This is a genomic window from uncultured Boseongicola sp. (assembly GCF_937988555.1).
Taxonomy (GTDB): Bacteria; Pseudomonadota; Alphaproteobacteria; order Rhodobacterales; family Rhodobacteraceae; genus Boseongicola.
The window spans coordinates 1-12,039 of sequence record NZ_CALJXO010000298.1; the positions used below are offsets into that span (position 1 = coordinate 1).

Annotated in this window: 13 protein-coding genes; 12 read left to right on the forward strand and 1 reads right to left on the reverse strand. The window is 56.9% G+C overall.

Annotation, left to right across the window (positions count from 1 at the left end; translation table 11 throughout):
* Together Q1B15_RS17560 and preA are read left to right on the forward strand one after the other, a co-directional pair.
* Nucleotides 1–296, forward strand: a 296-nt coding sequence (locus Q1B15_RS17560; protein ID WP_299756151.1) for an FAD-dependent oxidoreductase, incomplete at its 5' end; no start/stop codon positions are given.
* Between the two features lie 11 nt (nt 297–307).
* On the forward strand, nt 308–1,609 hold the full coding sequence (gene preA, locus Q1B15_RS17565) for an NAD-dependent dihydropyrimidine dehydrogenase subunit PreA (RefSeq protein WP_299756153.1): 1,302 nt from the start codon (nt 308–310) through the stop codon (nt 1,607–1,609).
* Between the two features lie 564 nt (nt 1,610–2,173).
* Here preA and Q1B15_RS17570 read toward each other — a convergent pair.
* Complete coding sequence (locus tag Q1B15_RS17570; protein WP_299756155.1) at nt 2,174–2,797, reverse strand: TetR family transcriptional regulator C-terminal domain-containing protein; 624 nt, start codon at nt 2,795–2,797, stop codon at nt 2,174–2,176.
* A gap of 253 nt (nt 2,798–3,050) precedes the next feature.
* Here Q1B15_RS17570 and Q1B15_RS17575 point away from each other — a divergent pair, with 253 nt between their 5' ends.
* The 10 genes from Q1B15_RS17575 to Q1B15_RS17620 all read left to right on the forward strand — a co-directional run bounded on the left by Q1B15_RS17575 (nt 3,051) and on the right by Q1B15_RS17620 (nt 11,728).
* Entirely contained in the window at nt 3,051–4,301 is a 1,251-nt protein-coding gene (locus Q1B15_RS17575; RefSeq protein WP_299756159.1) for a Zn-dependent hydrolase, read from the forward strand.
* Between the two features lie 69 nt (nt 4,302–4,370).
* Entirely contained in the window at nt 4,371–5,114 is a 744-nt protein-coding gene (locus tag Q1B15_RS17580; RefSeq protein ID WP_299756161.1) for a class II aldolase/adducin family protein, read from the forward strand.
* A gap of 83 nt (nt 5,115–5,197) precedes the next feature.
* Nucleotides 5,198–6,652: a dihydropyrimidinase gene (gene hydA / locus Q1B15_RS17585; RefSeq protein ID WP_299756163.1), complete on the forward strand. Its 1,455-nt coding sequence runs from the start codon at nt 5,198–5,200 to the stop codon at nt 6,650–6,652.
* Entirely contained in the window at nt 6,652–7,476 is an 825-nt protein-coding gene (locus Q1B15_RS17590; RefSeq protein ID WP_299756166.1) for an ABC transporter ATP-binding protein, read from the forward strand. Before hydA ends, Q1B15_RS17590 begins: the two co-directional genes overlap by 1 nt.
* On the forward strand, nt 7,473–7,850 hold the full coding sequence (locus Q1B15_RS17595; RefSeq protein ID WP_299756168.1) for a hypothetical protein: 378 nt from the start codon (nt 7,473–7,475) through the stop codon (nt 7,848–7,850). The genes Q1B15_RS17590 and Q1B15_RS17595 overlap by 4 nt, the downstream gene beginning before the upstream one ends.
* Before the next feature lie 154 nt (nt 7,851–8,004).
* On the forward strand, nt 8,005–8,940 hold the full coding sequence (locus tag Q1B15_RS17600) for an ABC transporter permease (RefSeq protein WP_299756171.1): 936 nt from the start codon (nt 8,005–8,007) through the stop codon (nt 8,938–8,940).
* Nucleotides 8,941–9,047: 107 nt separating this feature from the next.
* Entirely contained in the window at nt 9,048–9,887 is an 840-nt protein-coding gene (locus Q1B15_RS17605) for an ABC transporter permease (protein ID WP_299756181.1), read from the forward strand.
* Between the two features lie 30 nt (nt 9,888–9,917).
* Nucleotides 9,918–10,904 carry an ABC transporter substrate-binding protein gene (locus tag Q1B15_RS17610; RefSeq protein WP_299756174.1) on the forward strand — a complete coding sequence of 329 codons (987 nt, stop codon included), beginning with the start codon at nt 9,918–9,920 and terminating at the stop codon, nt 10,902–10,904.
* Nucleotides 10,905–11,036: 132 nt separating this feature from the next.
* Complete coding sequence (locus Q1B15_RS17615; RefSeq protein WP_299756176.1) at nt 11,037–11,387, forward strand: Lin0512 family protein; 351 nt, start codon at nt 11,037–11,039, stop codon at nt 11,385–11,387.
* On the forward strand, nt 11,384–11,728 hold the full coding sequence (locus Q1B15_RS17620; protein WP_299756179.1) for a Lin0512 family protein: 345 nt from the start codon (nt 11,384–11,386) through the stop codon (nt 11,726–11,728). Before Q1B15_RS17615 ends, Q1B15_RS17620 begins: the two co-directional genes overlap by 4 nt.
* Nucleotides 11,729–12,039: the final 311 nt, after the last annotated feature.

A 12,039-nucleotide genomic window follows, 5' to 3' on the forward strand; every position in this document is an offset into this window, starting at 1 on the left:
GTGAGATTGAATTTGAATACACCGAGAATACAGGCAGCGGTCTGACCGGGACCGGCGAGACGTTCAAATTGGCGGCCGATCAAGTGTTCAAGGCTATTGGTCAGACGCTGGAGGGCGCGCCCGAGGGGATGACGCTGGACGGCAACAAAATTGCAATTACAGGTGCCGGGCGGACAAGCTTGGCGGGCGTTTGGGCCGGGGGCGACTGCGCGGCTGGTGGCGATGACCTGACCGTAACGGCGGTGGCCGAGGGGCGTGACGCCGCGATGGATATTCATGCGAGCCTGATGGGCTGAGGGAGACTTTTATGGCGGATCTTTCAACGAATTTCGTGGGCATTAAGTCTCCGAACCCGTTCTGGCTTGCGTCGGCCCCCCCGACCGACAAGGAATACAACGTCCGGCGCGCGTTTGAGGCCGGATGGGGTGGGGTGGTTTGGAAAACGCTTGGGCTTGATCCCCATGTGGTGAACGTGAACGGGCCTCGGTATGGGGTGATTTACGGGGCGGATCGACGTGTTCTGGGGATCAACAATATCGAGTTGATCACGGATCGCCCCCTTGAGACGAACCTGAGTGAGATCAAGGCGGTTAAGAGAGATTACCCGGATCGTGCGATGGTTGTGAGCCTTATGGTGCCTTGCGAGGAATGGGCCTGGAAAGAAATTCTGCCGAAAGTCGAAGAGACCGGAGCGGATGGAATTGAGCTTAATTTTGGCTGTCCGCACGGAATGAGCGAACGCGGTATGGGCGCTGCCGTGGGGCAGGTGCCAGAATATATCGAGATGGTGACAAGGTGGTGCAAGGCCAACACGCGGATGCCGGTTCTTGTGAAGTTGACGCCCAATATTACGGATGTGCGTTATCCGGCGCGGGCGGCGCATGCGGGCGGTGCTGATGGGGTATCGCTGATCAATACGATCTCGTCGATCACGTCCGTTAACCTTGATACGATGTCGCCCGAGCCTTCGATTGATGGCAAGGGGTCTCATGGTGGGTATTGCGGCGCTGCGGTGAAGCCGATTGCGTTGAATATGGTGGCCGAGATTGCGCGGGACGCTGAAATGCAAGGCTTTCCGATCAGCGGTATAGGTGGGATCACCACATGGCGCGATGCGGCAGAGTTCCTATCACTTGGGGCCGGATCGGTGCAGGTTTGTACGGCAGCGATGGTCTATGGCTTTGGGATCATTAAGGAACTGAACGCCGGTCTGTCCGAGTGGATGGACGAGAAGGGCTACACCTCGATTGAGGAGGTGACCGGGCGCGCGGTGCCAAATGTGACGGATTGGCAGTATCTGAACCTTAATTATGTGACCAAGGCGCGGATTGATCAGGACGCCTGTATCAAATGCGGGCGGTGTTATGCGGCCTGCGAAGACACTTCGCATCAGGCGATTGCGATGAAGCCGGGCCGGGTGTTTGAGGTGATCGACGAGGAATGCGTCGCATGCAATTTGTGCGTCGATGTGTGCCCGGTCGAGGACTGCATCACGATGGAAGAATTGCAGCCTGGCATGATGGATTTGCGCACCGGCAAGGTGGTTGAGGCGGATTACGCCAACTGGACGACGCATCCGAACAACCCATCAGCCAAAGCTGCTGAGTGATCGATCTTGAAGAGGTTTGGCGACGTCGGGAGGCGGAGATCAATCCCGACCTTTTCGGGCCGAAGTCGCGCGATATATTCACACCGGATCAGGATATTTTCGTGGCTTTTGGGGTTACGGATCCGGACCCGTATTGGTTATCGCATGGCATTCTAGATTTTGCGCCAACGGTCCAGCGGTCGAGTCCGGAGCGCGTGTTGCGTTTCTGATCGACACGGATCGCCAGGGAGATTGGACGATTGTTCATTTGCGGCGTTTGCTGGCTTCGGAGATGCTGTTGGCGGTCGTACGGTTTGGATTGGCGCGTTTAGGGCATCATGATCGAATTCCGCAGAAGGCTCCTGGTTGATGAGGGCGAAGGCGACGAAGGTACAAGTGTCTTGCCGTTGGGGCAGGTGATGGTCGCACAGTTTGCTGGGATTATCGACGCAGAGCGGATTTTGCCGAAGAGAGCGGGACGGATGTTTGTAGGAGAAGCTCGCCGGGACGGATCATCCTGTGATCGTACCAGATTGCACATCTATTGTTTGAGGTCGGGAAAAGACATCGGCTTTTAAAGACGCGTTAATCTGCCTTAGGCGTCAGTGTGCGTGTGTAGAGTGTGACCAAAAAATCCTCGGCTGTATCGAGATGGCTGTCGCCTTCTGGCAAAAGAATGCCGCGGACTTGCACATCGAAATCGGCGTAGTGTTGCGTGGTCGCCCAGATCGAAAAGATCAAGTGATGCGGGTCGATAGGCGCCAGACGGCCTGCGCTGATCCATGTTTGAATAAGACCTGCAACTTCGTCGACAAGCGCTTTCAGAGGTCCGTTGATTTCGTCGAGAATGCGAGGTGCGCCTTGCACGATCTCGTTGGCGAAGAGACGGCTTTCGCGGGGAAACTGGCGGCTCATCTCGAATTTTCGACGCATGTAGGCGACCAGTTCCGCGATAGGTTCGCCGTTTGGATCAAGCGCGCGCAAGGGGTCAAGCCAGGTGTCGAGAAGCGTGGACAAAAGTTCGGTGTAAATCGCCTCTTTTGAGGCAAAATAATAGAGAACGTTCGGTTTGGAGAGACCGGCTGCCGATGCGATCTGGTCAAGCGTAGCACCGCGGAAGCCTTCGGACGAGAATACTTCTAGCGCCGCCTCCAAGATGGTTTCCCGGTTCCTTTTCTGGATCCGGGTTTGCGGGCGGTCATCTGGCAAGGCGGGCGGCTCCGGTTTGTAGCAAGTAGCCCGGTGTAGGGCCCAATTGACCAAGTGGTCAAATGTTTTCGGCAACGCTGCATGTAGGCAGATCTCGCTTTGATTGCGCATAAGGACGGCGGATCGACTGTAGGGTTGGGCTCGCTCATGTTTTCATTGACCGGCAGGGTTTGCTGTGGTGCGATCGACTTGACCGTTTGGTCAGAAAAGCCCCCGCGAAAACGACGGGGCGCGAAATACGGGGAGACACGAGATGGCCGCACCAGCTGCAAATATGAAGGTCGACGGCGACCGGCTTTGGGACAGTCTGATGGAAATGGCCAAGATCGGCCCCGGGATTGCAGGCGGCAACAATCGCCAGACCGTCACGGATGAAGATGCCGAGGGACGGGTGCTGTTTCAAAAGTGGTGCGAAGACGCGGGCTGCACGATGGGTGTCGACGAGATGGGCACCATGTTCATGCGTCGCGAGGGCACAGATCCGGACGCGTTACCCGTTTACGTGGGCTCGCACCTGGATACGCAGCCGACAGGCGGAAAATACGACGGCGTTCTAGGAGTGCTTGGCGGATTGGAAATTGTGCGGACGCTGAACGATCTTGGGATCAAGACGAAGCATCCGATTATCATCGTGAACTGGACCAACGAAGAGGGCACGCGGTTCGCGCCGGCGATGTTGGCTTCGGGGGTGTTTGCGGGCCGGCACGAATTGGATTGGGCATATGAGCGAACAGATGCCAGCGGCAAGAAATTTGGCGATGAATTGCAGCGTATCGGTTGGAAGGGCGACGAGAAAGTCGGCGCGCGGGATATGCATGCGTTCTTTGAATTGCACATCGAGCAAGGGCCAATTCTGGAGGCCGAGGGTCGCGATATCGGTGTGGTCACCCACGGGCAGGGTTTGCGCTGGATTGAATGCACGGTGACGGGGAAAGAGAGCCATACCGGTTCGACCCCAATGCCTATGCGCAAGAACGCAGGGCGCGGTTTGGCTTTGGTGACAGAGCTTGTTCATGAGATTGCGATGAAGAACCAACCCAATGCGGTAGGGGCGATCGGGCATGTGGATGTCTATCCCAACAGCCGCAACATCATCCCCGGCAAGGTTGTGTTCACCGTCGATATGCGTACGCATATCCTTGATAAGCTTAACGACATGGTTGCAGAGTTGATGGAGCGCGCACCGAAGATTTGCGAAGAGATTGGTGTCGGTTTCGAGTGCGAGATCGTTGGGCAGTTTGATCCGCCCGCGTTCGATGTGGGGTGTGTGGCGGCGGTAAGGAACGCGGCGGAGCGGTTGGGGTACTCTCATATGGATATCGTTTCGGGGGCTGGCCACGATGCGTGTTGGGTCAATGATGTGGCGCCAACGGCGATGGTGATGTGCCCTTGTGTTGACGGTCTTTCGCACAATGAAGCCGAAGATATTTCGAAGGAATGGGCGACGGCGGGGACAGATGTGTTGTTCCACGCGGTGGTTGAGACGGCGGAGATTGTGGGGTGAGTTGCGTCTTGGTAGAGGTCAAGTGGACCTTTACAGCCGTGAACACTCAGAGCGCAGGGAGTTAGAAACATGAACGTGCATAGCGATATTGATGAAGCCCAAATCCGAATTGATCTGGCGGCGGCGATCCGTCTGTCGTGTCGCAATGATTGGCATGAGGGCGTGGCGAACCACTTTTCGGCCGCGGTGTCTGCAGATGGGCGCAAGTTTTTGGTGAACCCGCGTTGGGTGCATTGGAGCCGGGTGAAGGCGTCGGATTTGGTGCTGTGTGATGCGGATGATCCGTTGACGATGGAGCGGCCAGATGCGCCGGATCCAAGTGCCTGGTCGATCCACTCGGCGCTGCACCGAAACTTGCCGCAGGCCCGCGTGGCGCTGCATATTCATCCGCCCCATGCGACGGCTTTGGCAGGCTTGAAGGACCCGACTATCAGGCCGATTGATCAGGTGACGGCGCGGTTTTACAAGCGTTTGGCCTATGACATGAGCTTTGGCGGGATTGCGACGGCTGGTGAGGAAGGCGAGCGGATTGCGGGCGCGATTGGCAATCATTCGACCGTAATGATGCAGAACCACGGGGTGACGACGCTTGGGGCGACGGTAGGTGAGGCGTGGGATGCGTTGTATCATCTAGAGCGGGCTGCAAGGACAATGGTTCTGGCTTATTCGACCGGGCAGGATTTGGCGGTGATGGCGGATGATCTGGCCGAGGAGACGGCGGCCGAGTGGGAGACATATCACGATGAGGCCTCCGCGCATTTTGCCGAGATGAAGCGGGTGCTTGATCGTGAAGAGCCTAACTACAAAGATTGATGATGGGGGCGCTGCCCCCAAACCCCCGGAGTATTTCTTCCAAGAAGAAACGACGGGAAACATAGGGATACGGGGAGTTTTAGATGTCTACTGTGATTAAGAATGGCACTGTGGTGACGGCGGATCTGACCTATAGCGCGGATGTATTGGTTGAAGGCGACGTGATCGTTGAGATTGGTCAGGGGCTTTCTGGCGATACGGAGTTGGACGCCACTGGGTGTTATGTGATGCCGGGCGGAATTGATCCGCATACGCACCTAGAGATGCCGTTCATGGGGACGTATTCAACGGACGATTTTGAGAGCGGGACTCGGGCAGCTTTATCGGGTGGCACGACGATGGTTGTCGACTTTGCGTTGCCGGCACCGGGGCAGGGGCTGCATGATGCGCTTGCGATGTGGCACAACAAATCGACGCGGGCCAATTGCGACTATTCCTACCATATGGCGGTGACCTGGTGGGGCGAGCAGGTCTTCAATGAGATGGCGTCTGTGATCGAGAAAGAGGGTATCACGACGTTCAAGCATTTCATGGCGTACAAGGGTGCGCTTATGGTAAATGATGACGAAATGTACGCATCATTTCAACGACTTGCCGAACTTGGCGGGATTGCCATGGTGCATGCAGAAAATGGCGATGTGGTTGCGGAACTGTCGGCTAGGCTGCTGGCTGAGGGCAATACAGGACCAGAGGCGCATGCGTATTCGCGGCCGTCCCAGGTTGAGGGTGAGGCGACGAACCGCGCAATTATGATTGCGGATATGGCGGGGGTTCCGTTGTATGTGGTGCATACGTCCTGCGAGGAGGCGCACGAGGCGATCCGGCGGGCCAAGCAACAGGGAAAGCGGGTCTGGGGAGAGCCTTTGATCCAGCACTTAACATTGGATGAAAGCGAGTATTTCAGCAAGGATTGGGATCATGCGGCGCGCCGCGTCATGTCACCGCCATTCCGCAACAAGAAGCATCAGGACAGCCTTTGGGCTGGCCTGCAGTCGGGGTCTTTGTCCGTTGTTGCGACGGACCATTGTGCGTTTTCCACGGACCAGAAGCGTTTTGGCGTGGGCGATTTCACTAAAATTCCGAACGGGACTGGCGGACTGGAGGATCGGATGCCGATGCTTTGGACCCATGGAGTTAGCACAGGCCGGTTAACGCCGAATGAATTTGTCGCGGTGACCAGCACAAATATTGCCAAGATTCTGAATTGTTATCCGAAAAAGGGTGCGATTTTGGTTGGAGCGGATGCGGATATTGTTGTTTGGGATCCTGAAAAGGAGAAGACGATTACGGCCGCGTCCCAGCAATCTGCGATTGACTACAATGTGTTCGAGGGCAAGCACGTGAAGGGTTTGCCTCGGTTTACGCTGACTCGCGGGCATATCGCAGTGCATGACGGGGAAATTAGGACCGAGGAAGGCCACGGAAAGTTTGTGCGGCGCGAGGCGAACAATCCGGTGAACAAGGCGTTGTCGAATTGGAAAGAGCTGACAGCTCCGCGCCCTGTGGAACGCACTGGTATTCCGGCGACGGGGGTTTGATGGACGGCAACAACGTACCTTCTTCGTCCACGGACCATTCGGTACAAACCCCTGTGATTACAGCGGAAAATCTATCGCTGACGTTTCAAACCGGAGATGGTCCAGTGCATGCGTTGAAGGACGTCAATCTGACTGTTGATAAGGGGGATTTTGTTAGCTTTATCGGGCCATCAGGGTGTGGGAAGACGACGTTTTTGCGCACAATTGCGGCCCTTGAAGCTCCGACGGACGGGGTGTTGACGGTCAATGGAATGGTTCCAGATGAGGCAAGAAAAGCTAGGGCTTATGGCTATGTTTTTCAAGCGGCGGGGCTTTATCCCTGGCGGACGATTGAGGGGAATATTCGGCTGCCATTGGAGATCATGGGGTTTTCCAGAGCGGACATCGAGAATCGGGTGAGAAATGTCCTGGAACTTGTTGAATTGGCGGGTTTTAAGAAGAAATACCCCTGGCAGTTGTCTGGGGGGATGCAGCAGCGGGCTTCGATTGCGCGCGCGTTAGCGTTTGATGCGGATTTGTTGCTGATGGACGAGCCGTTTGGGGCGCTTGATGAGATTGTGCGGGACCGGTTGAATGAAGAGCTCCTATCGCTTTGGGCGCGAACGCAGAAGACGATTGCATTTGTAACGCATTCGATCCCGGAAGCCGTATATTTATCTACGAAAATTGTTGTCATGAGCCCGCGCCCGGGACGGATTACGGATGTAATCGAGAGCCCACTCCCGAAGGATCGAGGCTTGGATATTCGCGATACGCCTGAGTTCATTGCGATCGCACATCGGGTGCGTGAGGGCTTGCGCGCGGGTCATGGAGATGAGGTTTGAGCCACGACCTTTATTTTTGGAGCTATATTGATGAAGGGACGTATCCACCTGGAAAGGAAGAGGAGTTTGCGCAGCATTGTGTCGCTTTGGCGGACGGTAGTCCGCGAAAAGAGATAGCTTTGTTGCCTGTGGAGCAAATGAAAGCGAAGGTGGCCGAGGCACTGGAGGCGGCACCTGACTGGACCCATGATGAGGGACCGTTTTGGTTAAAAGGGGGGGCTGGCGTCATCGAGGTCTATGTCTCTGAATTTTATGCTAGACTTTCCCTTCGGGGGGCATGGGATGGGGATGACGCAAATCGTTTGAATGATGTCATGAAGCCGTTTGCGTGCCCGCTTTTTGACCCACAAACCGGGGAAAGGTTCGCGCTTTGAGACGATGTCGCTACAACGTCGGTGTAACGTCGGTATTGCGTCGGGGCAGCCGTTCGCGCCATTTGCGAAGTGTTAGGAATTTGCACCTATGAGCGGCAGGACGATGCAAAATTCGGCGATCGGACGCGGTGGTCGGTGGTTTAGGAAGGCAGTTATGCCAGTGCTGGCGGTGATCGCGACGTTGTTGGCTATTTGGTACGTGGCCGTCGTGCCAATGAATATCAAAGAGGTCCTTACCCAGGCGGAGCGGGAGGGGGCTGTTATTGTGCCCCCCTCGGCAGCAGAGCGGCGGGACGCAGGGCGCTGGGGGTTGGTGTTTGCCAACCTTGATCTGATCGGACCGTCCTGGTCGACAGAGCGGGCTCGACTTCCTGCCCCGCATCAGGTGGCGGGCGAGTTGTGGAAATCGACCTGGGTTGAGGAAACCACAGGGCGGCGTGGAATTGTGCAATCAGGGAGCTTTTCAAACCGGTCGCTGATCTACCATGGCGGTGTGACCTTGACCGCGACGGTGTTGGGATTTGTGATCGGATCGGTGCTTGGGATCTTGTTGGCGGTTGGGATCGTCTACAACCGTGCCATGGACCTGAGCGTGATGCCGTGGGCCATCATTTCGCAGACTATTCCGATTGTCGCATTGGCGCCGATGATCATCGTGGTGCTATATTCGGTCGGGCTTTCCGGGTTGGTCGCGAAGGCGGCGATTAGTGCCTATCTGTCATTCTTCCCGGTGGCCGTAGGGATGGTGAAGGGTTTGCGAAGCCCGGATGCGATGCAGATGGATTTGTTGCAGACCTACAGCGCCAACAAATCGCAGTCGTTCTGGAAGCTGCGGTTGCCGGCCTCTGTTCCATATCTTTTTGCGTCGCTGAAAATTGCGATTGCGGCGTCTTTGGTGGGCGCGATTGTGGGCGAATTGCCAGTGCAGCGGGGCGGCCTCGGGGCCCGCATGTTGGGCGGCAGTTATTATGGGCAGACCGAGCAAATTTGGGCTGCACTATTTATGGCTGCGGTGATGGCGGCGGGACTTGTTTGGTTGGTCGGCTGGATTGAACGGCGCACACTTCGAGCGATGGGAGCGCAGACGTGAGGCGGTTCAGCGAAGCGATGGGCACGACGATCTCGGTGGTGGTTTTCTTGCTGATGTTCGTCGTGATTGCCTTGGCCGCACTGGGGCGCGCGGAAAGTGATGGTGGGATGGCGCTGCTTTGGGTGGCGCTTTTAGCCTATATTGGCTGGCAGTTTGTCGACGCGCTCGCAGGATGGGCCGAAGCGCCTTCTGTGGGACGGTTGGCGGCGCCTTTTGCTTTGGGGGCTGTGGTTCTGATCGGCTGGCAGACGATCGTGACGGCATTGGATGTGCCGTCCGTGATCCTTCCCGCCCCAAGCCAGATTGCGGTGACGTTTGCCGGCAACCTTCGGACGCTTTGGGCAGATTTTGTCCAGACAATCCTGAAGGGGGCTATGTCGGGCTATGTTGTCGGCTGCGCCTTAGCGTTTGGGATGGCGGTGCTTGTGGACAGATATGATTTTCTGCGTCGCGGGCTGTTACCGGTGGGTAATTTCATGGCCGCTTTGCCGATCGTGGGCACGGCCCCGATCCTTGTGATGTGGTTTGGGTTTGACTGGCAGTCAAAGGCCGCGGTCGTGGTTGTCATGGTGTTTTTCCCCATGCTGGTGAACATCGTGGCGGGATTGGCGGACACGACTGCGATGCAGCGCGACCTTATGCGGACCTATTCGGCAAGCTATTGGCAGACCCTGATCACATTGCGCCTTCCGGCGGCTTTGCCGTTTGTATTCAATGGACTTAAAGTTTCGGCAACGCTGGCGTTGATCGGCGCGATCGTGGCCGAATTCTTTGGCTCGCCGACGGTGGGGTTGGGATTTCGGATCAATGCCTCGCTTGGACAATTGGCGCTTGATATGGTGTGGTCAGTGATTGTGGTGGCGGCTTTGGCTGGATCGCTGCTCTATGGATTTTTGACGGTGTTGGAGCGGTGGCTTACGTTCTGGCATCCGTCGCAGAGACGATGAAAAAGTGAAATCAAACAGGGGAGAACTGAGATGAATAAGTTTTTGGCAGGGGCTGTTGCGGCTCTTGGAATGAGTGCGGGGTCTGCATTTGCGGCCGATGAGGTGCGTTTGCAGTTGCAGTGGGTCACGCAGGCGCAGTTTGCGGGCTATTACGTGGCTTTGGAGAACGGCTATTACGGGGAAGAAGACCTTGATGTGACGGTTCTTCCGGGTGGTCCGGACATTGCGCCTCCGCAGGTTCTGGCTGGAGGCGGCGCGGATGCAATGCTGAACTGGATGCCGTCGGCATTGGCGGCGCGCGAGAAGGGTCTGCCGGTTGTAAACATTGCGCAGCCGTTCAAGTCATCGGGCCTTATGCTAACGTGCTGGAAGGACACCGGGATCACCGGGCCGCAGGACTTCAAGGGTAAGACCATTGGCGTTTGGTTCTTTGGCAACGAATATCCGTTCCTGTCGTGGATGAGCCAGGAAGGTATTTCGACCAACGGTGGTGACGATGGTGTGACGGTGTTGAAGCAGGGCTTTAACGTTGATCCGTTGTTGCAGCGTCAGGCCGATTGCATTTCGACGATGACCTATAATGAGTACGGTCAGGTGTTGGATGCGGGCGTGGCCGAGGACGAGTTGGTGACCTTCAAGTATGAGGACATGGGCGTGGCGACGTTGGAGGACGGCATTTACGTGCTGGAGGAAAACCTTTCCGATCCTGCATTCAAGGACAAGATGGTGCGCTTTGTGCGTGCATCAATGAAGGGTTGGAAGTGGGCCGAGGAGAACCCCATGGAAGCTGCTATGATTGTTCTTGATAACGACGAGACCGGCGCGCAAACCGAAGCCCATCAGGTGCGTATGATGGGCGAAATTGCCAAGTTGACGGCAGGATCAAACGGAGCGCTTGATCCAGCGGATTTCGATCGCACGGTTGCGACGTTGCTTGCCGGCGGGTCTGATCCGGTGATTACGGCTGCCCCTGTGGGCGCGTGGACAAGTGAGATCACGGATGCGGCTTTGAACTAAGCCATCTTCGGATTTTGAGGGGGCGGCGCGGGGAAACCTGCGTCGCCCTTTTTTTCGCGCCGTGGTTAGGGTCTGTTTGTTTCGGTGGTGAGGGGATAAGCGTTACGATGGTTTTGGATTGGGAGTGGCGAGATGGCGGTGAAGCGATTGCTGACAGAGTTTGGGATGGGCAGTTCGCTTCGGCGGCAGGACTATACCGAAGCTGCTGTGCGGGCGGTGCGCGATGCGTTGTGGCACAATTCGATCAATCTGGCCGAGCTGTTCGGCAAGGATAAGGCTGAGATGCAGATCACCGTTGAGGTTGGAGTGCAGGACCCGGATGCTGTCGAGGCCTCGAAGGTGGCCGAGATTTTCCCCTACGGTCAAGTCGAGGTGATAGCGCGCAAGGGCGGTCTGGACGTGCCGCGGACCGATGGCGGCAAGCCGACGGTGATTGCGAATGTCGCGATTTCGGTGGCGCTTGATCTGGAGGGTGCGGCATGAGCGAGCGGCGGTTTATCATCGAGATGGGCATGGGCAACGATCAGTATGGCGAGGATTACACCAAGGCGGCGGCCCGCGCGATTGAGGACGCGATCCGTCATTCAGCCATTCCGATGTTCGAGGCGACGGGTCTTTCTCACGAAGAGATGCGGGTGCAGGTGACGGTTGGTGTGGCACGGCCCGAGGCTGTGGATTGTGCCGTCTTGGCGGCGGGTTTGCCGCGTGGGCGGGCCGAAGTGTGCGCCGTTGAGGGCGGTTTGAATGTGGTCAACCCGGATACCGGGAAGATGCTGGTGGTGGCGACGGCGGCCGTGGAGGCGTTCTTGCCGAAACAGGGGTGAAGCGGCGCTTTGTGGCCCATGCGCCGCGCCTGCTGGTTGTTTTTTGCTGATAAACAAATTGTTTCTTGGCACGAAACGCGTCTCTGCTTAGTTTCGCCACCAGAACGTGGGACAAACCCGCGTCGAGGCAGACGAGTAGTATTATGACAGACGTATTGAGAATGGCCCTTAAGGGGCCATCCCAACGTCGTAGGGCACTGACCCTGTGGCGGAAATGGTGGCGGCGGGCGGTTTAACGACCGCCTTGCCATACCTGACTGATTGGCGCGCGCACGGCGGTTGATCCGGCGTGTCGTGTCGCCGTTCGGTGA

What these genes read in the sequence shown, in the direction of transcription:
- preA (WP_299756153.1), top strand. Translation starts at nt 308, where the DNA reads ATGGCGGATCTTTCAACGAATTTCGTGGGCATTAAGTCTCCGAACCCG.
- Q1B15_RS17575 (WP_299756159.1), top strand. Translation starts at nt 3,051, where the DNA reads ATGGCCGCACCAGCTGCAAATATGAAGGTCGACGGCGACCGGCTTTGG.
- Q1B15_RS17580 (WP_299756161.1), top strand. Translation starts at nt 4,371, where the DNA reads ATGAACGTGCATAGCGATATTGATGAAGCCCAAATCCGAATTGATCTG.
- hydA (WP_299756163.1), top strand. Translation starts at nt 5,198, where the DNA reads ATGTCTACTGTGATTAAGAATGGCACTGTGGTGACGGCGGATCTGACC.
- Q1B15_RS17590 (WP_299756166.1), top strand. Translation starts at nt 6,652, where the DNA reads ATGGACGGCAACAACGTACCTTCTTCGTCCACGGACCATTCGGTACAA.
- Q1B15_RS17600 (WP_299756171.1), top strand. Translation starts at nt 8,005, where the DNA reads ATGCCAGTGCTGGCGGTGATCGCGACGTTGTTGGCTATTTGGTACGTG.
- Q1B15_RS17605 (WP_299756181.1), top strand. Translation starts at nt 9,048, where the DNA reads ATGGCGCTGCTTTGGGTGGCGCTTTTAGCCTATATTGGCTGGCAGTTT.
- Q1B15_RS17610 (WP_299756174.1), top strand. Translation starts at nt 9,918, where the DNA reads ATGAATAAGTTTTTGGCAGGGGCTGTTGCGGCTCTTGGAATGAGTGCG.
- Q1B15_RS17615 (WP_299756176.1), top strand. Translation starts at nt 11,037, where the DNA reads ATGGCGGTGAAGCGATTGCTGACAGAGTTTGGGATGGGCAGTTCGCTT.
- Q1B15_RS17620 (WP_299756179.1), top strand. Translation starts at nt 11,384, where the DNA reads ATGAGCGAGCGGCGGTTTATCATCGAGATGGGCATGGGCAACGATCAG.